Source organism: Stenotrophomonas sp. YJH_SMC_40 (assembly GCF_059368615.1).
Map to the genome: position 1 here is coordinate 50,838 of NZ_JCAFRX010000013.1, position 22,067 is coordinate 72,904.

Consider the following 22,067-nt stretch of genomic DNA (forward strand, 5'->3'; position numbering starts at 1 on the left):
CCGCCATCCCACAGGAAGCCCGCTTTTGCTTCGGCTGTTGCTTCTGAGGTTGCCGGCCAGCGGCCGGCACTACCGCGGGTGCCGGGCGCACCCTCACCGCCCGTGCGGGTCGGGCCGGTGATGCACGTACTCGACCACCGTCCCATCGGGATGTACCGCGTTGAACGCCGCCCCGGTCGGTACCACCTGCAACGGGAAGATGATCTCGGCGCCAGCCGCGACCAGCTTGTCGTGATAGGGCCGAACGTCATCGACCAGCAGTGTCCCCGTGGTCGAAGTGAACGGCGCCAGCGCCGCCTCGCTGCCCTCGATCAACAGGAACGCCCCGACCATCGCCAGACGCAGGCCGGCCTCCGGAAACGGGAACCCCGCATCGGCCACCACGCCCTGCAGCTGCTCGTAGAACGCCACGCTGCGCTCCAGCTCACCGGGGGCCACGAACACCCGGATCAGCACGCGCGGCGCGCGCTGGCTGGACGTATCGCAGCGGTCACGCCAGAGATGGTCGAAGTCGCGGTGGACGGTCATGGGCTCGGTTCGTGGCCAGGGATCTCCATTATCGGCAGGCCCGCGCGGCGCACTGATGACCGCCAGTGATGGCCTGATAACCGCTGGCCGGGTTGCCCCTGTGACTTAGGTCCTGTTGACAGGTGTGAACGCCCTCGCACAATCTTCACAGGATTGGGTCGCCCTGCGCGGCCCGGGCAGGCAGGTTGTCACGCCGGGAGGAGGGTCCCGCGCGCAGACCGGCCCGTCCATCGGCCTGCGGGACGTTGCCTGGCAACCCCTGCGCGGCATGAACGCTGCACCCTTCGGCGGCACTTTCCCTGGACCGATTGCCTTGGCAACGGAATTACGCCTGCCGATGAAAACGTTTACAAAGCCGCTTGCACTGTCCCTGGCCCTGTCTGCCGCACTGGCCGCCCCGGCCTGGGCCGACCCTGCCGCGTTCACTGTGCTGACCCTGGAACAGGCCCCGACCGCCGAGGCGATGCCGGCCCTGGCCGCCCAGCTGAAGACCCTGCAGGTGGACGCGGTGAGCGTGCGCCAGGTGCAGCGCGGCATCGGCCAGGTCGATCCGCTGCAGGTGCTGGCCGATGGCCTGGGCTATGAGTACCGCTTCATTGCTGCCGGCAAGGACGATGGCCAGACCCAGCGCGGCCAGGCAGTGCTGACCCGGCTGCCGATCGCCGCTGAATCCGGCCCCGACCAGCCGGGCCTGAACTACCTGCGCCTGGACGATGGCCGCCACACCGTGGCGGTCTATACCGATGCCGGTGCAGGTGCGGCGCAGCTGCCGGCGCTGGTCACCCGTTCGCGGCTGGGTGCACCGGCGGTGCTGCTCGGCGCGGTGGCCGGTGAATCGGCCAAGGCCGCAGGCTTCGATCCGGCGCGTGTCGCGCTGGAAGCCGATGCCAGCTATTTCAGCGATGGCTTCCAGGCCGCCAGCAGTGCGCCGTTCAAGGTGGAAGGCAGTACCCTGCGCGCCACCCTGCTGACCCTGGCTTACGCCGCCGACACGCATGGCGACAGGCCGTGGATGGACACCACCCTCAACGCCGACGCGCGCGCTGCGCTGCTGCTGAAGGCGATGACCGAGGATGAGAAGTTCCAGATGCTGCACAGCTACTTCGGGCTGGGCAAGGACGGTGGCCCGCTGCCGGAAGGCGCAGTCGGTTCGGCCGGTTTCGTGCCGGGCGTGGCGCGGTTGGGCATTCCGTCGCAGCAATCGGCCGATGCCGGCGTCGGCGTGACCAATCCGGGTGGCATCCGCCCGGGCGATTTCGCCACGGCGATGCCGTCGGGCCCGTCCACCGCATCGAGCTGGAACCGTGAAGTCGCCTTCGCCGGTGGCGCCACGATGGGCCGCGAGGCATGGCAGCAGCGCTTCAACATCCTGCTGTCGGGCAGCGTCAACCTGCAGCGCGACCCGCGCAACGGCCGCAACTTCGAATATGCCGGTGAAGATCCGCTGCTGGCCGGCTCGATGGTTGGCGCGCTGATCCAGGGCGTGCAGAGCCAGCACGTGATCTCCTCGATGAAGCACTTCGCGCTGAACGACATGGAGACCCGCCGCAACTTCCACGACGTGCGCATCGGCGAACAGGCCATGCACGAGTCGGACCTGCTGGCCTTCGAGATCGCGCTTGAAGCCGGTCGCCCCGGTGTGGCGATGTGCTCGTACAACAAGATCAACGGCACCTACGGCTGCGAGAACGGCTACCTGATGAACCAGGTGCTGAAGCAGGAATGGAAGTTCCCCGGTTTCGTGATGTCCGACTGGGGTGGCGTGCACAGTGGCTCGAAGGCGGCGCTGGCCGGCCTCGATCAACAGTCGGCCGGTGAAGTGTTCGACGCGGCGGTGTTCTTCGACGAACCGCTGCGCCTGGCCGTGCACGGTGGCGTGGTGCCGCAGGCGCGCCTGAACGACATGGTGGCGCGCATCCTGCGCACGATGTTCCTGCATGGCAACTTCGACAACCCGCCGCAGCACCAGAAGGTCGATGCCGAGGCCGGTTTCGCCGTCGCCCAGCGTACGGTGGAAGAAGGCAGCGTGCTGCTGCGCAATGAGGGCAACCTGCTGCCGCTGGCCGACAGCGTGAAGCACATCGTCATCATCGGCGGCCATGCCGACAAAGGCGTGATCGGTGGCGGTGGTTCGTCGATGGTGGGCGTGACCGCCAAGGGCACCAATGCGGTGCCGGGCGTGATGCCGACCACCTGGCCGGGCCCGGTGATCTTCCACCCGTCCTCGCCGCTGGAATCGCTGCGTGCGGCGCGCCCGGACGCGACCATCGAGTATGTGGACGGGACCAATGCCGCCGCTGCGGCCAAGGCCGCCGCGCAGGCTGACGTGGCCATCGTGTTCGCCACCCAGTGGGCCGCCGAATCGGTGGACCTGCCGGACATGCAGCTGCCGGACAACCAGGATGCCCTGATCTCGGCAGTGGCCAAGGCCAACCCGAAGACCGTGCTGGTGCTGGAAACCAACGGCCCGGTGCGCACGCCGTGGCTGGCGCAGGTGCCGGCGATGCTGCAGGCCTGGTACCCGGGCATCCGTGGTGGCGAAGGCATCGCCGCGCTGCTGACCGGCCAGGCCAATCCGTCCGGCCGCCTGCCGGTGACCTGGGTGACGGACGAATCGCAGCTGCCACGCCCGCACATCGACGGCCTCGGCTTCAAGCCGGCCAAGCCGTTCGGTGATGTGTTCGATTTCGATATCGAAGGCGCCAACGTCGGCTACAAGTGGATGGCGGCCAAGGGCCTGACCCCGACCTTCGCCTTCGGCCACGGGCTGTCCTACACCTCGTTCACCTATGAAAATCTGAAGGTGAGCGTGGAGGGCTCGCGCCTGGTCGCCAGCGTCGACATCCGCAACACCGGCAAGCGTGCCGGTGCCGACGTGGCCCAGCTGTACCTGAAGCTTCCGGCTGGCAGCACCACACCGATCCGCCTGATCGGCTATGACAAGGTGAACCTGCAGCCGGGCGAACAGCGCCGCATCCGCATCGAAGCCGAGCCGAAGACCCTGGCCCACTACGATGCACAGGCGCGCCAGTGGAAGATCGACAGCGGCACCTACCAGGTGCAGCTGTCGCGCAATGCGGCCGAGCCGCTGCAGACGGTGGACGTGCAGCTGGTAGAGCAGGTGCTGCGCTGATACTGCGGGTTGTTGATGCTTGAAGGAACGGCCCCGAAAGGGGCCGTTTCTGTTTGTGGGGTGCCGCTGCGCTCGCCGGGCCATGCCCGGCGGACGATGGAACAGCAGGCGCCGGGGCGGATAGTCATGTCGCTTCTGCCACTGGAGGTCAATTGCCGGTCAGCCAATACTGGAAGGCTGGCGCAGGAGAGCCAGCGAATGATCGCGAGCGCATGGGAATTCAAACGGTTGTGTGAAAACGAGTCGGATACCTCGTTCGCTTTGCGGCACGCTGACGATCAGACGTGGCGCGATATCCTGTCGACCTATCCGGAGCTGGCGCGTTGCGTTGCCGGAAACAAAACGATTCCCCTAGCCATCATCGAGCAGTTGGCTGCCAGCGATGACGTAGATGTCCGCTGGAAAATTGCGAGCAAGCGCCGGCTGGATCCAGCATTGATGTCAAGCCTTGCAAGGGATTCCGATGCAAGCGTCCGTCACCGAATCGCCTGCAATCCAAAGGTATCCAGGGAGGTCCTGGAGCTGCTAACGGGTGACCCTGACGAGATGGTGGCGGCGTCAGCCCAGCGAAGGCTGCAGCAGGTGTGATCTCGAGCCGAGCAGCACGGAGCGCACTCACTCGGTCAACTCAGTGTCAGTGCCAATTCAAGCGAGTGCTACGAGGATCGAACAATGAACAAGATCTTTGAGGAACACGTTTCAGACGCTCAGGCGAGCATGGTTCGACTCGCGCTCGATTATGCCGGTGCGACGCCTGACGAAGTATTCATCTTCGTTGCGAGTGAAGATGGGATTTCAATGTTTGATTTCTTCTACAGACTTAACGGTTCTGTGGTGGAGAAGGAACAGCTGAATGACGTCCGAAAATCTGGAGGTGGGATGTATGACTCGTTGAATGAGAGCTTGGCTTGGGTGCTTGATGCTGGGCTGGATGAAATAGATGCGCTTGAAGAAAAGTGCAATGAGTTCGGCGCTGAGATGCCTACTGAGATCCGCATTCACTACGTTGTGGGGAGCAATGAGATGCGGGCGAAAATGTCGTGTGAACCAAAGTTCTCACACAGTGACGATCTGACACCGGGGAGTTTGTTCGATAGCTGGGTTGGCGATGTTCGTGGAGGCTCGTACCCTCTGTAACTTCACTGCGGCCTGGCGATTGGCCGCAGGAGGCTACCCGCGCCCGCTTTCAGACCACCCACGCAGGAAATCGATCAGCTGCCGCACCTTCGGCGAGGGCTGCGTGCTGTGCGGGTAGACCGCGTACACGCTCTGCTGCGGGAAGCGGTGCTGGCGCAGCACCGGGCGCAGGCGGTCCTGGGCCAAGTCGTCCTCGATCAGCCAGCGTGGCAGCACGGTGACCCCGGCGCCGGCCACGGCGAAGGCACGCAGGCTGCTGGCACCATCTACGCGCGCCACCGCATTGCCCGGGTTGGTGGCAAACAGGGCGTCGCTGCCATCCGGCGCCACCACCGGCACGTCGGCCAGGCGCGGGTAGCCGAGGCGGGGCAGGGTGCCCAGCTGCACCGGGTCATCGGCTGCATCCGCGGAGGGCAGCCGGGCCAGCAACGAGGGCGCGGCCACCGCGCACAGCGGATGCCGTTCCAGTTCGCTGGCATGCAGCCCTGAATCTGGCAGGCGGCCGAGGCGGATCGCCAGATCGAAGCGTTCGGGAATCAGGTCGGCCGGTGCCGGTGAGGTCGACAGGTGCAGCTGCAGCGCCGGATGCCGCGCACGGAAGGCTTCCAGTGCGGGAATCAGGCGAAGCTGCGCGTACTCCGGGGTGGTGGTCAGGCGCAGCACACCCTGTAGCTGGTGCTGGTCGCGCCGCGCGGCATCGATCGCTGCCTGTGCGGCGTCCAACGCCTGCACGCAGTGCTGCAGGAACTGTTCGCCGGCCTCGGTCAGGGCCAGGTGGCGGGTGCTGCGCAACAGCAGGGTCACGCCCAGCTCCTGCTCCAGCCGCTTCAGGTTGAAGCTGACCACCGCACGGCTGAGGCCGAGCCGATCGGCTGCTGCGGTGAGGCTGCCGGCCTCGACCACGGCGCGGAAGATATCGAAGCGATCGAGGCTGACCATGGCAATTCATTGTCAAAATGGATTTGACAGTGTTGCAGTTGCTGTCGTGTTTTTCCAACAAGGCCCGCACGGCATGCTGCCCGCTTCCCTGCTGGAGCGCCGCCGATGCCGTCCCCCCGCCTGCGCCATGAGGCGATCTTCCTGCTGGTGTTCGCCCTGGATCTGGTCAACATGTTCATCGCCACGGTGGCCTATCCGGCATTGGCAGCGGAGCTGCACGCCGATATCAGCACCCTGGCCTGGGTGGGCACCGCCTACATGCTGGGCCTGAGCGTGGTGATTCCGCTGGCACCCTGGTTGGCCGCGCGCTGTGGTGAGCGTCGCCTGCTGCTGGTGGCGTTGCTGTTGTTCGCGGTTGCCGCTGTGCTGGCCGGCGCCGCACCGGGTATCGGCTGGCTGCTGGGCTGGCGCCTGCTGCAGGGGCTGGCCGGTGGCCTGCTGATTCCGGTGGCACAGGCGGCAGCGTACCGACAATGCACGTCCGACCAGCGTGGCGCGCTGACCCGCCGCATCCTGCTGGTGGCGCTGCTGGTGCCGGCACTGGCGCCGGCGCTGGGCGGGTTGCTGGTGCAGTGGTTGTCCTGGCGCGGCGTGCTCTGGGCCAGTCTGCCGTTGGCGGTGGTGGCGATCGGCCTGGTGCTGGCCTGGATGCCGGCCGATGGCGCGCGCAGTGCGCCGCGCCTGCAGGCCTATGCGCTGTCTACCGCGATGCTGGCGCTGGGCGCGTTGCTGCTGGCGCTGACCTGGCTGGGCGAGTCCGGACATCGCGGTGCCGGTGCCGTGTTGCTGCTGGTCGCGCTGCTGCTGGCGGCGGCCCACCTGCGGCACGCACGTCGGCAGGCGCAGCCCCTGCTGCGCTGGTCGCTGCTGTCCCATCGCGGGCTGCGCCTGGCAATGCTGGTGTATCTGGCAGTGCCGGGTGTGTTCATCGGCAGCCAGCTGGTCAGTACCCTGCAGCTGCACCAGGCCGGTTACAGCGCGGCACGCATCGGCGCGTTGATGCTGCCCTGGGCGCTGGCCTCGGCCATTGCGATCACGGCCAGCAAGCGCCTGCTGGCGCGCTTCGGCCCGGCCACGGTACTGCGTATGGGCATGCTCCTGCAGGCCAGCGGCCTGCTGTTGATGGCGATGCTGCCGCAGCCGGCCTTCGCGTTGGCCGGGCTGCTGTTCGCGCTGATGGGCGCCGGCGGCAGCCTGTGCAGCAGCACCGCGCAGACGCTGGCCTTCCATGGGGTCGAGGGCGAAGCATTGGGCGATGCCAGTGCCCTCTGGAACCTCAACCGCCAGCTCAGCTTCTGCCTCGGCACCGCGGCCATCGCGATGGTGCTGGCACTGGCCATGCAATGGCTGCCGGCCCATGCCACCGGCATGGCACTGGGTCTGGCCGCCGTACTTACCCTGCTGCCCCTGGCGCTGTTGCGTCGGCCGCAGAGGATCACCCTTTCGCAACCGGAGAACACTTGATGGCTACCACCGCAGAACATGAAATCCACCACCTGCACGACAAACTGCAGGCCTGGTTCCGTGCCGACGTCGGCACCGACGCGCTGGACGATCTGATGGCGCATTTCTGCGCGGACTTCAGCATGGTCGGCATCGCGGGTCGCAGGCTGGACCGGAATGCCGTGCAGGCACTGTTCGCGGGTGCCCATGGCGCGCGTCCAGGGCTGCAGATTTCCATCGAAGCCGTGCAGGCGGTGGATGCGCTGTCACCGCTGGCGGTGCTGCGCTATCGCGAAGGGCATTCGCTCGATGGCGGCCAGCCCACACGGCGCGAATCGTTGGCCGTGCTGCGGCGGGAGCAGGGTCGCTGGCGCTGGTTGGCGCTGCACGAAGTGCCGATGGCCTGACCGGTAGTGCCGGCCGCTGGCCGGCAACCGCGTAACGTGCCCCAGGATCATGAAGTTGCCGGCCAGCGGCCGGCACTACCGGTCGTTGGCGAGCGCGGCGGCACCGCGGGCACATGTGCCATCAGTCCTGCCTGCATCCGCCGCAGAATGCAAAGCCCGCCCACACCTCACGGCTCAAGGCAGGAGTAGGCTTGAGGCTTTCCTGCCGGGAGGGGTTGTCCATGCGTTTGCGTGCCGTCGCTGTAGCCATTGCCCTTTGCCTGTCCAGCACCGTGCTGGCCGCCGATACCCCGCCGATGACCCCGGACATCAGCGGCAAGCCCTTCGTTGCTCCCGATGTCGGTCGTGACTACGACAAGCGCGTGGTGATGATGCCGATGCGTGATGGCACCAAGCTGTATACGGTGATCGTGGTGCCCAAGGGCGCCCGCAATGCCCCGATCCTGCTGACCCGCACCCCCTACGATGCCGCTGGCCGCGCCAGCCGCAGTGATTCGCCGCGCATGCGCGACCTGCTGCCGCAGGGCGACGAGGTGTTCGTCGACGGCGGTTACATCCGCGTGTTCCAGGACATCCGTGGCAAGTACGGCTCCGAAGGCGATTACGTGATGACCCGGCCGTTGCGCGGGCCGTTGAACAACACCAAAGTCGACCACTCCACCGACGCCTGGGACACCATCGACTGGCTGGTGAAGAACGTGCCGGAGAGCAATGGCAAGGTCGGCATGCTCGGCTCGTCGTACGAGGGCTTCACCGTGGTGATGGCGCTGACCGACCCGCATCCGGCGCTGAAGGTGGCCGCACCGCAGAGCCCGATGGTCGATGGCTGGATGGGCGACGACTGGCTCAACTACGGTGCGTTCCGCCAGGTCAACTTCAACTATTTCGCGATGCAGACCGAGAAGCGCGGCAAGGGTACGCCGCTGCCCAGCCTCGGCTATGACGACTACAGCACTTTCCTGCGGATCGGTTCGGCTGGCGACTACGCGCGCTTCACCGGCGTGGACCAGCTGACCTGGTGGAAGAAGCTGGTCGAGCACCCGGCCTATGACGGCTTCTGGCAGGGTCAGGCGCTGGACGCGGTGATGGCGAAAACACCGTTGAAGGTGCCGACCATGTGGCTGCAGGGCCTGTGGGACCAGGAGGACATGTGGGGCGCCAACCACGCCTATCAGGCAATGGAAGGGCGCGACAGCGGCAACAACCGCAATTACCTGGTGATGGGGCCGTGGCGGCACAGCCAGGTGAACTACAGCGGCAGTGAGCTGGGCGCGCTGAAGTTCGATGGCGATACCGCGCTGCAGTTCCGCCGTGATGTACTCAAGCCGTTCTTCGACCAGTATTTGGTGGACGGTGCGCCGAAGGCGGACACGCCGCCGGTGCTGGTCTACAACACTGGCGAAAACCACTGGGATCGCCTGAAGGGTTGGCCGCGCAGCTGCGACAAGGGCTGTGCTGCCAGCAGCAAGCCGTTGTACCTGCGGGCCGGCGGCAAGCTGGCGTTCCAGGCGCCGGCGGCGGGCGAGGGGGACTTCGAGGAGTACGTGTCCGACCCGGCCAAGCCGGTGCCGTTCGTGCCGCGTCCGGTCCGCTTCGGTGACCGCGATATGTGGACCACCTGGCTGGTCAAGGACCAGCGCTTTGTCGATGGTCGCCCGGACGTGCTGACCTTCATCACTGAACCGCTGACCGCGCCGCTGCGCATCGGCGGCGCGCCGGTAGTGCACCTGCAGGCCTCGACCAGTGGCACCGACAGTGACTGGGTGGTGAAGCTGATCGACGTGTATCCGGACCAGGAAGCGTCGACGCCGGAAATGGGGGGCTACGAGCTGCCGGTGTCGCTGGCGATCTTCCGTGGCCGCTACCGCGAAAGCTTCAGCGATCCGAAGCCGCTGGCCGCCAACCAGGTGCTGCCGTACCGTTTCGACCTGCCCAACGCCAACCACACGTTCCAGAAGGGCCACCGGGTGATGGTGCAGGTGCAGTCCAGCCTGTTCCCGCTGTACGACCGCAACCCGCAGACCTACGTGCCGAACATCTACCTGGCCAAGCCGGGCGATTACCAGAAGGCCACGCAGCGGGTCTGGCACAGCGCGGCGCAGGCGAGCTACATCGATCTGCCGGTGTATTGAGGCGGAGAGGATAACGCCGGGCATGGCCCGGCAGCACGTGGTAGTGCCGGCCGCTGGCCGGCATCCGCGATGGCGCGGGAGCGTGTCGACCAAGGTCGACAGCTACCAAGGCTGGGCCATGGCACGTCGATTCAGGCGGCTGCGGTAGTGCCGGCCGCTGGCCGGCATCCGCGATGGCGCGGGAGCGTGTCGACCAAGGTCGACACCCACCAGAGCGGAGCCATGGCAGGTCGATTCAGGCGGCTGCGGTAGTGCCGGCCGCTGGCCGGCATCCACGATGGCGCAGCAGCGTGTCGACCAAGATCGACACCTACCGGAGCGGGGATCCTCACCCCACCTTCGAAGGGCCCGTGCGCCAGCGGCTGGGGACCAGGCCGAAACGCTTGCGGAATGCCGCGGCGAAGTTGCTGGGGTGGCGGTAGCCGCTGGCGGCGGCGGCCTGCTCGACCGTCCAGCCGTCCTCGCGCAGGCCCTGTTCGGCGTGGCGCATGCGCTGCTCGTGCAGGTAGTCGAACACCGAGCAGCCGTACTGCTGGGCGAAATGACGGCGCAGCGAGCTGGGGCTCATGCAGGCCAGCTGGGCCAGCTCGACCAGGCTGTGGGCGTGACTGGGGTCGTCATGCAGGTAGGTACGCACGCGCTCCAGGCGCTCGCGCTGGCCGGCCCGCAGCGTTCGTACATGGTCGGTCTGCAGATCCTCAGCCTTCAGGCCAACGGCCAGCAGCTGCAGAGCAACGCCCTCGCGCCACAAGGCGTCGATGCCATCTTCCCATGGGCTGTCGAACAACTGGCCGAGTACCGGCAGCAGGGTATGCGGAATGCCCCAGTGGCGGCATTCCAGGTGGCTGTTGAGCGCGGTCTCCAGCTGCGGCAGATGGAACAGATCCGGATCGATCTGGCCGGGCACCATGACGCTGACGCCGCGCATGCGCGTTTCGCCGGGATGCGCACCGGTCATCTCGACCTGCTCGCGGTGGTGCGCGGTCATCGCCGTGCCGGCGCGCAGGGTGAAACCACCGCGTCGCGGAATGCGCACATCGACCTGGCCCTGCAGCATCACGCGGATGGCCAGGCCGGGACTCTGCTGGGCGGTCGCAACATAAGGAAAGCGATTATGGACGTCGGAGGCGATCAGGCTCATGCCGCCGCGCAGGAACTGCTCGTTGACCTCGCCATGGCCGGCCCACTGGTCGTCGCGCAGGTGTTCCGGGTCAGCGCGGTAATCGAAGCCATGACGGTGGCCGAAGCGGCGGTAATCGGCAAAAGTGAAGTATCGGGACATCGCTCGGCACGTACTTTGGAGGTGGACGCTGGCATTACCTCGCCCACGCGCTCTGCAACGCAGATGCAGATCCGGTCGTTACCCGCGCAGGCATGCTGGGAAGCAGTGGCGTGGGCACTCTGGATGGCTGGGGAAACGCCAGGTTGAATGGAGTGTGTCGAAGGAACTGGAAACGTTTCCCATTGTCGCCTCGATTCGCGCGCTTTTGATTCCAATAGGGTCAAAACGATTGACGATTACGGCCAAAGTGAAAATGCCGCCGAGCATACGCTGGCGTTTTGCATGCATATCCGTACGCAATTCCATACATCAACTTGAGTTGAGGTTTCATGGCTGGAACGATCGCCCGTAGACGCGGTGTCAGCCAGGCCATCACAGGAATGCGCGTAGGGTGGGGTGGTTGGCTGCTGCAGGCCACTTCGATACCCCCACTGATGGAGAACGCAGATGATTGATTACCAACTCACCGGCAAGACCGCGATCGTGACCGGCGGCGTGTCCGGCATTGGTCTGGCCGTGGCGCAGACCCTGGCGGCGTCCGGCGCGCGGATCTCGGTCTGGGACCTGAAGCAGGATGCGGTGGATGCCACCGTGGCGCAGTTGCGCAATGCCGGTGCACAGGCGATTGGCATCGCGCTGGACGTCACCGACGATGCAGCGGTGGAGGCGGCGGTGCAGCGCACGATCAAGGAACTCGACGGCCTGCATGTGGCGGTCAACAACGCCGGTATCGGCGGGCCCGCCGCCAGCAGCGGTGACTATCCGATTGATGGCTGGCAGCGGGTCATCGACGTCAACCTGACCAGCGTGTTCCTGTGCCAGCGTGCGCAGATCCGGGCAATGCGAGCCGCTGGAAGCGGCGGCAGCATCATCAACATGGCCTCGATCCTGGGCCAGGTGGGGTATGCCGGTTCCACCGCTTATGCGGCGGCCAAGCACGGCGTGGTCGGGCTGACCCAGACCGCCGCCTGGGAACATGCCGCCGATGGCGTTCGTGTCAACGCGGTCGGCCCGGGCTTCATCAGCACACCGCTGCTGGAGAAGATGGACCCGAAGGTGCGCGCCACGCTGGAAGGCCGTCACGCCTTGAAGCGGCTGGGTACGGCCGAGGAAGTGGCGGCGCTGGTGGCCTGGCTGGCCAGCGACGATGCGTCGTTCGCGACCGGCGCGTACTACGCCATCGATGGTGGCTACCTGGCGCAGTGAGCGAATGCGGTCAGTAGATCCACGCCATGCGTGGAGGAATGCGTGCGGTGAAGAAGGCGTGCCATCGCCTTCACCGCCGTCCCACGATCGCCGCGCGACGCTCCGGGAAAATTCCGGAGCTTTCCCATGGAACTTACCCAGGATGTCTCGATCCTGCTGCGCGTTGCCGCAGCGATGCTGTTCGGCGGCGTGCTCGGCGTCGAGCGCGAGATGGGCAAGCACGCCGCTGGCCTGCGTACGCACATGCTGATCGCAGGGGCCGCCGCGTTGATCGTCGGCCTTGGCGACTCGGTGGCCGAGCATTTCCAGCAGGAGCGCTACCGCGACCTGCTGCAGGTTGATCCGGTACGCCTGATCGAAGCGGTGGTGGCCTGTGTCGGCTTCGTTGCCGCTGGCACCATCCTGCGTGGGTCACGCGAGGACCAGGTCAGCGGCCTGACCACGGCCAGCTCGTTGATCATGGCGGCGGCCATCGGGATTGCGGTGGGGATCAGCAAGTACGTGATTGCCATCGGCGTGAGCGTGCTGTGCGTGCTGGTGCTGGCGGTGATGCGGCGGTTGGAGAAACGGATCTCGTAGGGAATCTCGAATTGCCGGCCAGCGGCCGGCACTACCATGCGGACTAAATGGTCGGACCAATATGGCATCTAGCCCTATGGTCTAATAGGTTCCTCGCCGGAGTGGCGGTTAAATCCGCTGCAAGTGGTCTGATCGAAACCATTATTGGTGCGACCAATAATCGACAGCCACGGCGATCCACCGCCTGCGGTGGGGCACCTTCCGCATCCAGTCGAGAGTCTTCATGCAGCCCTGGCAACACCTGTACGACCCCGCCGGCAACCTGTGGTTGTCGAGCCTGATCGCGCTGCTGCCCATCGCGTTCTTCTTCGTAGCCCTGGCCGTGCTGCGCATGAAAGGCTGGCTGGCCGGCACGATCACCGTGGCCATCGCGCTTGGAGTGGCGTTGCTGTTCTACCGCATGCCGTTGAGCCAGGCGCTGGGCGCGGCCGGCTTCGGCTTCGTCTACGGCCTGTGGCCGATTGCCTGGATCATCATCGGCGCGGTGTTCCTCTACAAGGTCTCGGTCAAGACCGGTCAGTTCGACATCATCCGCGCTTCGATCCTGTCGGTGACCGAAGACCAGCGCCTGCAGATGCTGATGGTCGGCTTCGCCTTCGGTGCCTTCCTGGAAGGCGCGGCCGGTTTCGGTGCGCCGGTGGCGATTACCGCGGCGCTGCTGGTCGGGCTGGGCTTCAAGCCGCTGTACGCCGCCGGCCTGTGCCTTATCGTCAACACCGCGCCGGTGGCGTTCGGCGCGATGGGCATTCCGATCATCGTGGCCGGGCAGGTCACCGGCCTGGATGCCTTCGAGATCGGCCAGATGGCCGGCCGCCAGCTGCCGTTCCTGACCGTCATCGTGCTGTTCTGGATGATGGCGATCATGGATGGCTGGCGTGGCATCAAGGAAACCTGGCCGGCGGTGCTGGTGGCCGGTGGCTCCTTCGCCATCGCGCAGTACCTGACCTCCAACTTCATCGGTCCGGAACTGCCGGACATCACCGCCTCGCTGGCGTCGCTGGTCTGCCTGACCCTGTTCCTGCGCCGCTGGAAGCCGGTACGGATCTTCCGCTTCGATACCGAAACCAGCGCCGAGGCGGCCGCACAGGCACTGGAGGCGCCGCGCTACAGCGTCGGCCAGATCGCCAAGGCGTGGTCGCCGTTCCTGATCCTCACCGCGATGGTCACGCTGTGGAGCATCAAGCCGTTCAAGTCGCTGTTCGCGGCAGGCGGCCCGCTGGAAAGCTGGGTGCTGAAGCTCCCGGTGCCGGGCCTGGACCAGAGGGTGCAGAAGATGCCGCCGATCGTGGACGCGCCGCTCAGTTACGAGGCGGTCTACAAGTTCGACTGGTTCTCGGCCACCGGCACCTCGATCATCCTCGCGGCGGTGATCGCGATCATCGCGCTGCGCATGCCGGCCCGGTCGGCGCTGCAGACCTTCGGTGAAACCGTGCGTGAGCTGCGCATGCCGATCTATTCGATCGGCATGGTGCTGGCCTTCGCCTTCATCGCCAACTATTCGGGCCTGTCGGCAACGCTGGCGCTGGCATTGGCGCACACCGGAGACGCGTTCCCGTTCTTCTCGCCGTTCTTGGGCTGGCTGGGCGTGTTCCTGACCGGCTCGGACACCTCGTCCAATGCGCTGTTCTCGGCGCTGCAGGCGACCACCGCACAGCAGATCGGCGTGTCCGACGTGCTGCTGGTAGCGGCCAACACCACCGGCGGTGTCACCGGCAAGATGATCTCGCCGCAGTCGATCGCCATTGCCTGCGCGGCGGTTGGCCTGGCCGGCAAGGAATCGGACCTGTTCCGTTTCACGGTCAAGCACAGCCTGGTCTTCACCACCATGGTCGGCCTGATCACCCTGGCCCAGGCCTACTGGCTGACCTGGATGATTCCCTGAGCCATGCCGCGCGGCCTGACCCCCTGTTACGCGCTTCGGGCCACAATGGCGCCATGAGCACGCAACGTATCTCGGACAAGGTGGCCGCGCAGCTGCGCGGCCTGGTGCAGGACCAGCGGCTGCAGCCGGGCGACCGGCTGCCGGCCGAACGCACCCTGGCGTTGCAGCTGGGGGTCTCGCGAACGGCGTTGCGCGAGGCCATCGCGCAGCTGGCCAGCCAAGGCCTGCTGACCGCACGGGTCGGTGGCGGCACCTACGTGGCCGAACCGGCGGCGCGCGCGCGGCAGGCGCTGGATGAACCGCTGGCGCCGTACCTGCCGCTGTTCCAGGGCGACCCGGAATACCGCTTCGACGTACTGGAGATCCGCCATGCGCTGGAAGGCGCCACCGCCTGGCATGCGGCCCTGCGTGCCACCGACGAGGACCGCACGCGCATCGCGCAGGCCTTCCAGACCATGATGGACGCGCACGGCAAGGACGACCCCACCGGTGAAGCGGAGGCTGACGCGGCCTTCCACCTGTCCATCGCCGAGGCCTCGCACAACCTGGTGCTGCTGCAGGTGATGCGCGGCCTGTTCGAACTGCTGCAGACCAACATCTCGCAGAGCCGCGAAAAGCTCTACACCTCGGCGAGGACCTTCTCGCCGCTGTCCGACCAGCACCGCGAGATGATGGACGCGGTGCTGGCCGGCGACCCCGAACGCGCGCGCGCCGCCGCGCATGCCCACCTCGAGTTCGTGCACACCACGCTGCGCACGCTCGATGACAACGAAGCCCGGCGTGCGCGGGCCTCGCGTCTGCCTTCCCCACACGGTTGACCCCATGATCATCTCCGCCTCCACCGATTACCGTGCTGCAGCGCAACGCCGGCTGCCGCCGTTCCTGTTCCACTACATCGATGGCGGCGCGTATGCCGAGCACACGCTGAAGCGCAACGTTTCCGACCTGTCCGACATCGCGCTGCGCCAGCGCATCCTGCGCAACATGTCCGACCTGAGCCTGGAAACCGAGCTGTTCGGCGAAACGCTGGCAATGCCGGTGGCGCTGGCGCCGGTCGGCCTGACCGGCATGTATGCCCGGCGCGGTGAAGTGCAGGCGGCGCGCGCGGCCGACAGCCGCGGCATCCCGTTCACGCTGTCGACCGTATCGGTGTGCCCGATCGAGGAAGTGGCACCGGCGATCCAACGGCCGATGTGGTTCCAGCTGTACGTGCTGCGCGACCGTGGCTTCATGCGCAATGCGCTGGAGCGGGCACAGGCCGCGGGCGTGACCACGCTGGTGTTCACCGTGGACATGCCGGTGCCGGGTGCGCGCTACCGCGATGCCCACTCGGGCATGAGCGGCCCGAACGCCTCGCTGCGCCGTATCGGCCAGGCCATCACCCATCCGCACTGGGCGTGGGATGTCGGCCTGTTCGGCCGCCCGCATGACCTGGGCAACATCTCCACCTACCGTGGCAACCCGACCGGGCTGGAGGATTACATCGGCTGGCTGGGCAGCAACTTCGATCCCTCCATTTCGTGGAAGGACCTGGAGTGGATCCGCGAGTTCTGGAAGGGCCCGATGGTGATCAAGGGCATCCTCGACCCGGATGACGCGCGTGATGCGGTCAGGTTCGGTGCCGATGGCATCGTGGTCTCCAACCACGGTGGCCGCCAGCTGGACGGCGTGCTGTCCACCGCACGCGCACTGCCGGCGATTGCCGACGCGGTACAGGGTGATTTGAAGATTCTCGCCGATTCGGGCGTCCGTACCGGCCTGGACGTGGTGCGGATGCTGGCGCTCGGTGCCGATACCGTGCTGCTGGGGCGTGCCTTCGTCTATGCGCTGGCCGCGCAGGGCGAGGCCGGCGTGGCCAACCTGCTGGACCTGATCGCCAAGGAGATGCGCGTGGCGATGACACTGACCGGTGCGCGCCGCATCGCCGACATCGGCCGCGATTCGCTGGTCAGCCTGCCATGAGTGGCCACGATGCCGTGCTGGCACAGTTGCGCGACGCGGTCGGCAGCCGCCATGTGCTGACCGGCGACAAGGGCACGCGCCGCTTCCGTCGCGGCTACCGCTTCGGCGATGGCCCGGTACTGGCGGTGGTGCGCCCGGGTACCTTGCTGGAACTGTGGCGCGTGCTGCAGGCAGCGGTGCAGGGTGGGGCGGCGATCATCCTGCAGGCGGCCAATACCGGGCTGACCGGTGGCTCGACCCCGGACGGCGATGACTACGGCCGGCCGATCGTGCTGGTCAGTACGCTGCGCCTGACCGGCATCCAGCTGTTGAACGAAGGCCGCCAGGTGCTGTGCCTGCCCGGTGCCACGCTCGACCGCCTGGAGCAGACGCTGGCACCGCTGGGCCGTGAACCGCATTCGGTGATCGGCTCGTCCTGCATCGGCGCCTCGGTGCTGGGCGGCATCTGCAACAACTCCGGCGGCGCGCTGGTGCGCCGTGGCCCGGCCTACACCGAGCTGGCGCTGTACGCGCGGGTCGATGCGCAGGGCCAACTACAGCTGGTCAACCATCTCGGCATCGCGCTGGGCGATACGCCCGAGCAGATCCTGCAGCGCCTGCAGGCCGGCGACTACAGTGCGTCGGATGTGGGGGACGGCGACGGCCGCGCAGCCTCCGATCCGCGCTACGCCGACGAAGTGCGCAAGGTCGACGCCGATACCCCGGCGCGCTTCAATGCTGATCCCAGCCGCCACTACGAGGCTGCCGGTTCGGCCGGCAAGCTGGCGGTGTTCGCGGTGCGCCTGGATACCTTCGAAAAGGAGGCCGCCGAAGTCTTCTACATCGGCAGCAACCGCACCGACAGCCTCACGGCGATCCGGCGCCAGCTGCTGACCGGCTTCGAGCGCCTGCCGATTGCCGGTGAGTACATCCACCGCGATGCCTATGACATCGGCGAGCGCTACGGCAAGGACAGCTTCCTGCTGATCGATCGCCTCGGCACCGCACGTGTACCTGCCGCGTTCGCATTGAAGAGCCGCGTCGACGGCTGGTTCGAACGGCTGGGCCTGCGTGGGGTGACTGACCGGGTGATGCAGGTTCTGACCGGCCTGCTGCCCTCGCACCTGCCCAAGCGCATGGGCGAGTTCCGCCAGCGCTACGAGCATCACCTGTTGCTGAAGGTCTCTGCCCAGGACGCTGCGGAAACCGAGGCCTGGTTGCGCGGCTTCTTCGCCGGGCACGAAGGCGGCTTTTTCCACTGCACGGCCGAGGAGGGGCGCAAGGCGTTTCTGCATCGCTTCGCCGTGGCCGGTGCCGCGGTGCGCTACCGCGAAGTGCATCGCGGGCAGGTGCAGGACATCGTGGCGCTGGACATTGCCCTGCGCCGAGATGATGCCGATTGGTTCGAGCAGTTGCCGGCCGATATCGACGGCCGCCTGCTGCACAAGCTGTATTACGGGCACTTCCTGTGCCACGTGTTCCACCAGGACTACATCGCGCGCAAGGGTGAAGACCCGATGGCGATTGAGCACGCAATGTGGGCATTGCTGGACCAGCGTGGTGCCGAGTACCCGGCCGAGCACAATGTCGGTCACCTGTACCCGGCCAAGCCGGCGCTGGCCGGGTTCTACAGGCAGCTGGACCCGAGCAATACGTTCAATCCGGGCATTGGCCAGACGTCGAAAGCCAAGGGCTGGGGTGGCTGCGATTGCGGATGATGTAGAGCCGACCCTATGCTCGGCTGCTCCTGCCGACAGACAGCAGACGAGCATGGCTCGACGCCGCCCGGGCAACGGTTACCATCGGAAGCCCATCCGCAGGAGCCATCCATGCCCACCGCCGCCGTCTGCGCCACCCTGTGCACTGCATTGCTGGCGACCCCGCTGCTGGCGCTGGCCCAGAGCGCGATCCTGCCGCAGCAGCGCGATGCCGCCGGCAACGTGATGGAGCCGCTGGGACAGGTACTGATCGCGAGAGAGACTGGACCGTCGGGGCTTTATGACTGCACGCGGGACGGCAACTGGTGCGTACGCGTGCAGCCGGTTGCCGAGGAGGGTAACCGGCCGACCGTGCTGGAAGTGCTTGAGAAGGCACCGGGCCAGGGCAAGCCGCACACCTACCACGTCAGCATCGACGTGCCGCAGGAAAGCGAGCTGTCGCTGTGGCCATGGATCGTGAGGCTGGCCCCTGGCGTGGGCAGCGATGAACCGGTGACCGACCCGCAGCAGCGCGCCCGCCAGAATGTGCTGGTGGGTGGCATCGTCAAGTTCAGCACCATGTACTCCGGTGGAGGTGCCGACGCGTCCACGCTGCAGCTGGCACGCGTGCGTCACCTGCAGGACGACATCCAGGTGGACGACGACGTGCTGACCGTGCCATGGCTGGGCAATGCGATGATCCGCGCCTGTTTCAGCGAGCAGGACATCAAGCAGCGCGCCGGTGCCTGCCACGACGAATACGGGTTCTCGGCGAAGCTGGCGCTGGATACGGTTGCCGAGGGCATGCCAGTGCTGCGCTACCAGACCGTGGCGACCCGGTACCCGGCCGGTGTTTCGCGCTTCGACGATTCGCTGGCCAGGGGGCCGCTGAAGAAGCAGGATCTGCGCATCGAACAGGACCCGGCGTGTACCTACACGCGGCTGTTCCGCTTCGGGGCGGGGATGTTCCACCCGGACCAGGCACTGCCGGACTGTGCCGGCTATACCGGACCCTGAAATGTAGCGTCGAGCCATGCTCGACTCGGGTTCTCGCGTGGCCCGACCAGAGAGCAGCCGAGCGTGGGCTCGGCTCTACAGAAGCCTGTGGCGGCGCTTACTCGCAGCGGGTGGACGTGATGATGTTGTCCTTGTCCACGAACACGCGCAGGCGGTCCTGGCGGATGTCCTTGGTGGTGATGGTGCTGGGGCCGATCGGGTTGACCAGGCCGGCACCACTCTCGCGGGACAGGCGGCGGATGTTGGGCTCGTTGGCCGGCTGGCCGATCGCCCAGCCCAGCTGGCTGGCGTCGCAGCGGCCGCTGCCTTTGACTTCCGGGCCAGGGGTGCTGACGCAGGCCGACAGCAGCAGGGCAGAGGCCGGCAGCAACAGGGATAGACGGAATGCAGACATGCGAGCGCTCCTGCGCAGGGGAAGATGGCGGGAACGATAGCACCGAGCGTGCGAAAGGCGTCAGCACCCCGGTCATTGCCGGCACAGCGTGGTCATTGCATAGTGGGAGCAATGGCTGGCAATACGCCAGCGGGCAGGCCGGGCCTTTCCGGCGCAGGTGTTGGATACGGTATGACGGCAGGCAGTTTCCGCGGCAAGGACAAGACGATGACGGCGCTGGTGTTGTCGTTGCTGGGCGTAGCGTTTGCCGCCTCCGCTGCCGATCCGGAACCCGCGCCGATCGAAACCCCGGTATTCGGTGCCTGGCGCAACCTGCAGACCGAATCCGGCTACGCGCCGGCCCAGCGTAACCTGGCCTTCGCCATGCTGCCGCAGGCGGCCACCCGCGGTGACCGTTTCGCCATTCTTGACCGTGAGGGCAAGCGCACGGTGTGCTGCCTGCAGGTGGCCAGCCCCTCGCTGGGCGTGGCCGCGCTGCGCGAGCAGTACCACCTGCCGCAGGCCTGGGTGACCGACCTGAGCAATGGCCGCAGCTCCGCACGTCCCTATGTGCCGCACGTCTATGCGATGCAGCGGGTTGACGAGCTGGCCGACTACAGCTTCGCCGATGTGCCTGGCGCGTACAGTGACCTGGGCGGGCTGCTGATTCCGGAAGGTGCCGCGCTGGAGGCCGACGGCAGCGCCGTGCGCCTGGGGGACACCCGCTACCCGCTGCATTTCCAGCGCCAGCCGCACGCCGATGACGATGGGGCGCTGGACCGCTACAGCCTGCAGGCCGGCGAGGGTGCCGCCCCGATCGTGGTTGAAGTGCCGTTCGGCACCTACTGATTGCAGCTTCGCACTGGCTAGAATGCAGCGCGGCGCTGTCTGCCGTGCCTGCTCCGTGAGTCGTTGCCGTGTCCCTGCGCCCCTTCCTGCTGTCGTCCCTGCTGCTGTTGTCCGCCTGTGCCAGTGCGCCGCCGCCGCCGGCCCATTCCGATGCATTGTGGCGATTGATCGAACGTGACTGCCGGGGCGCCGAAGGTCCACGCGGCGACTGCCTGCGCGTGGAGACGGCCGCAGACCGCCGCGATGTGCTGGTCAAGGATGCGCACGGCGACTACCAGTTCCTGCTGATGCCGCTGGACAAGGTCAGCGGTATCGAGAGCCGCAGCCTGTACCAGCGTGGTGCACCGAACTACTTCGCTGCCGCCTGGCAGGCGCGCAGCCACACCGAACAGGCCTTGCGGCAACCGCTGCCGCGCAACGTCGCCAGCCTGGCGTTGAACTCGCCGCACGGCCGCTCGCAGCACCAGCTGCATATCCACGTGGATTGCCTGCGTGCCGACGTGCTGCAGGCGCTGGACACGCATGCTGCCGCCCTCGGCAGCCGCTGGGCACCGCTGCCGGTCCTGCTGCGCGGCCATCAATACCAGGCACGCTTGCTGGCGGGCGCGGAACTGACCGCCAATCCGCTCAATCTGCTGGCTTACGACCTCGCAGGCGTGGACGATGTTGGTCAGTGGAGCCTGGTCGTGGCCGGCCGGGACGCCGTGCAGGGCGCCCCGGGCTTCATCCTGCTGGCGACCCGGGTGGACGCCGGCACCGGCAACGAGGCCAGCGCCGAAGAACTGCAGGACCACGCCTGCTCGGTGCTGACCGGCGCAGGCGACGCGTTGGAGCGGGTCCGCTAACCCGGTGGCTGCTGGCGGCTGCGCCAGACCGGTGCAGTCAGCGCCAGCAGCTGGCGGTCCTGCCAGCCATCCAGATCCAGATGATGGTCGCGCAACAGGCCTTCGTGCTCGAAGCCGAAGGCGTGCAGCGCAGTGGCGAACGGGTCACTGCAGTCCGGTGGCAGCATCACGAACAGGCGGTGCACGCCCACATCCTCGAACAGGAACGGGCACAGCGCGCGCAGCGCTGCATCCACGTGCGGGTGCCAGTGCTGCAGCGACAGAAGCTCGGCGCAGCGCGTATGCAGGGACTGCAGGCGGACATGCAGCTGGTCCAGGACAGTGCCGTGCTCGTCATCGAAAACACCCAGCAGCAGCTGGTCGTTGTCCTGCTCCAGCCGCGAGCGATGCATGTGGGCAAGGAAGCGGGCTTCTTCGTCGATACCGGCCGGATGGCGGCGGCCGCGCCGGCGGCGGTCATCGAACAGGCGCCAGGCCGGCAGATCGGCCCGCTGGAACGGGCGCAGGGTGACCGGTGCCACCTGCAGCTGCAGCAGATGGCGGCGCGACACAGGGCGCAGCGGGGGGAGGAGGGATGTGGGGTACGGGGTCATCATCCCCGGAACGATGGCAATGCCCGGTTCGCCAGACCATTCAAAAGATTGCAAAAACGCGACGATCACCGGGCGGAGCCTGAT

At 66.8% G+C, this 22,067-nt stretch carries 20 protein-coding genes; 15 read left to right on the forward strand and 5 right to left on the reverse strand.

What is annotated here, in order from left to right:
• Positions 1-93: 93 nt before the first annotated feature.
• A complete protein-coding gene (locus AC5P6X_RS19795) occupies positions 94-528 on the reverse strand; it encodes a VOC family protein (RefSeq protein WP_021204492.1) in 435 nt (144 codons plus the stop codon).
• Between the two features lie 337 nt (positions 529-865).
• Here AC5P6X_RS19795 and AC5P6X_RS19800 point away from each other — a divergent pair, with 337 nt between their 5' ends.
• The 3 genes from AC5P6X_RS19800 to AC5P6X_RS19810 all read left to right on the forward strand — a co-directional run bounded on the left by AC5P6X_RS19800 (position 866) and on the right by AC5P6X_RS19810 (position 4,798).
• Complete coding sequence (locus tag AC5P6X_RS19800; RefSeq protein ID WP_099604921.1) at positions 866-3,661, forward strand: beta-glucosidase family protein; 2,796 nt, start codon at positions 866-868, stop codon at positions 3,659-3,661.
• Between the two features lie 15 nt (positions 3,662-3,676).
• Complete coding sequence (locus tag AC5P6X_RS19805) at positions 3,677-4,249, forward strand: hypothetical protein (RefSeq protein WP_329757003.1); 573 nt, start codon at positions 3,677-3,679, stop codon at positions 4,247-4,249.
• 84 nt (positions 4,250-4,333) lie between these two features.
• Positions 4,334-4,798 carry a hypothetical protein gene (locus AC5P6X_RS19810; RefSeq protein WP_049451816.1) on the forward strand — a complete coding sequence of 155 codons (465 nt, stop codon included), beginning with the start codon at positions 4,334-4,336 and terminating at the stop codon, positions 4,796-4,798.
• 33 nt (positions 4,799-4,831) lie between these two features.
• On the opposite strand, the gene AC5P6X_RS19815 is transcribed toward AC5P6X_RS19810, so the two are convergent.
• Positions 4,832-5,737: a LysR family transcriptional regulator gene (locus tag AC5P6X_RS19815; RefSeq protein ID WP_049451818.1), complete on the reverse strand. Its 906-nt coding sequence runs from the start codon at positions 5,735-5,737 to the stop codon at positions 4,832-4,834.
• A gap of 105 nt (positions 5,738-5,842) precedes the next feature.
• On the opposite strand from AC5P6X_RS19815, the gene AC5P6X_RS19820 reads away from it, so the two are divergent.
• The 3 genes from AC5P6X_RS19820 to AC5P6X_RS19830 all read left to right on the forward strand — a co-directional run bounded on the left by AC5P6X_RS19820 (position 5,843) and on the right by AC5P6X_RS19830 (position 9,719).
• Complete coding sequence (locus AC5P6X_RS19820) at positions 5,843-7,201, forward strand: MFS transporter (RefSeq protein WP_049451819.1); 1,359 nt, start codon at positions 5,843-5,845, stop codon at positions 7,199-7,201.
• The gene (locus AC5P6X_RS19825) at positions 7,201-7,587 is read left to right on the forward strand and encodes a DUF4440 domain-containing protein (RefSeq protein WP_108270426.1); all 387 of its coding nucleotides are present in this window, start codon (positions 7,201-7,203) and stop codon (positions 7,585-7,587) included. The genes AC5P6X_RS19820 and AC5P6X_RS19825 overlap by 1 nt, the downstream gene beginning before the upstream one ends.
• 221 nt (positions 7,588-7,808) lie before the next feature.
• Positions 7,809-9,719, forward strand: a complete 1,911-nt coding sequence (locus AC5P6X_RS19830) for a CocE/NonD family hydrolase (protein ID WP_099604927.1) — start codon at positions 7,809-7,811, stop codon at positions 9,717-9,719.
• 328 nt (positions 9,720-10,047) lie between these two features.
• Here the strand turns inward: AC5P6X_RS19830 and AC5P6X_RS19835 are convergent, their stop codons facing one another.
• A complete protein-coding gene (locus AC5P6X_RS19835; RefSeq protein ID WP_329757004.1) occupies positions 10,048-11,001 on the reverse strand; it encodes a helix-turn-helix transcriptional regulator in 954 nt (317 codons plus the stop codon).
• A gap of 447 nt (positions 11,002-11,448) precedes the next feature.
• Here AC5P6X_RS19835 and AC5P6X_RS19840 point away from each other — a divergent pair, with 447 nt between their 5' ends.
• From AC5P6X_RS19840 to AC5P6X_RS19870, 7 genes are all read left to right on the forward strand, one after another.
• Positions 11,449-12,207: an SDR family NAD(P)-dependent oxidoreductase gene (locus AC5P6X_RS19840; protein ID WP_060380112.1), complete on the forward strand. Its 759-nt coding sequence runs from the start codon at positions 11,449-11,451 to the stop codon at positions 12,205-12,207.
• Positions 12,208-12,333: 126 nt separating this feature from the next.
• Positions 12,334-12,786, forward strand: coding sequence for an MgtC/SapB family protein (locus AC5P6X_RS19845; RefSeq protein WP_005413774.1), 453 nt, complete (start codon positions 12,334-12,336; stop codon positions 12,784-12,786).
• A 223-nt stretch (positions 12,787-13,009) separates the two neighbouring features.
• Positions 13,010-14,668, forward strand: coding sequence for an L-lactate permease (lldP, locus tag AC5P6X_RS19850; RefSeq protein ID WP_099604928.1), 1,659 nt, complete (start codon positions 13,010-13,012; stop codon positions 14,666-14,668).
• Positions 14,669-14,721: 53 nt separating this feature from the next.
• Positions 14,722-15,486, forward strand: a complete 765-nt coding sequence (lldR, locus tag AC5P6X_RS19855) for a transcriptional regulator LldR (RefSeq protein WP_099604929.1) — start codon at positions 14,722-14,724, stop codon at positions 15,484-15,486.
• Positions 15,487-15,490: 4 nt separating this feature from the next.
• Complete coding sequence (gene lldD, locus AC5P6X_RS19860; RefSeq protein ID WP_099604930.1) at positions 15,491-16,630, forward strand: FMN-dependent L-lactate dehydrogenase LldD; 1,140 nt, start codon at positions 15,491-15,493, stop codon at positions 16,628-16,630.
• Entirely contained in the window at positions 16,627-18,327 is a 1,701-nt protein-coding gene (gene dld, locus AC5P6X_RS19865) for a D-lactate dehydrogenase (RefSeq protein WP_099604931.1), read from the forward strand. Before lldD ends, dld begins: the two co-directional genes overlap by 4 nt.
• Positions 18,328-18,438: 111 nt before the next feature.
• Positions 18,439-19,323, forward strand: coding sequence for a hypothetical protein (locus AC5P6X_RS19870; RefSeq protein WP_099604932.1), 885 nt, complete (start codon positions 18,439-18,441; stop codon positions 19,321-19,323).
• Positions 19,324-19,420: 97 nt separating this feature from the next.
• Here AC5P6X_RS19870 and AC5P6X_RS19875 read toward each other — a convergent pair whose 3' ends face one another.
• Complete coding sequence (locus AC5P6X_RS19875) at positions 19,421-19,717, reverse strand: hypothetical protein (RefSeq protein WP_005413768.1); 297 nt, start codon at positions 19,715-19,717, stop codon at positions 19,421-19,423.
• Between the two features lie 171 nt (positions 19,718-19,888).
• Here AC5P6X_RS19875 and AC5P6X_RS19880 point away from each other — a divergent pair, with 171 nt between their 5' ends.
• Together AC5P6X_RS19880 and AC5P6X_RS19885 are read left to right on the forward strand one after the other, a co-directional pair.
• A complete protein-coding gene (locus AC5P6X_RS19880) occupies positions 19,889-20,545 on the forward strand; it encodes a decarboxylase (protein ID WP_099604933.1) in 657 nt (218 codons plus the stop codon).
• Between the two features lie 68 nt (positions 20,546-20,613).
• The gene (locus tag AC5P6X_RS19885) at positions 20,614-21,390 is read left to right on the forward strand and encodes a CDP-diacylglycerol diphosphatase (protein WP_099529725.1); all 777 of its coding nucleotides are present in this window, start codon (positions 20,614-20,616) and stop codon (positions 21,388-21,390) included.
• On the opposite strand, the gene AC5P6X_RS19890 is transcribed toward AC5P6X_RS19885, so the two are convergent.
• Positions 21,387-21,986, reverse strand: a complete 600-nt coding sequence (locus tag AC5P6X_RS19890) for a GNAT family N-acetyltransferase (protein ID WP_033833900.1) — start codon at positions 21,984-21,986, stop codon at positions 21,387-21,389. The two genes, AC5P6X_RS19885 and AC5P6X_RS19890, sit on opposite strands and share 4 nt — an antisense overlap.
• Positions 21,987-22,067: the final 81 nt, after the last annotated feature.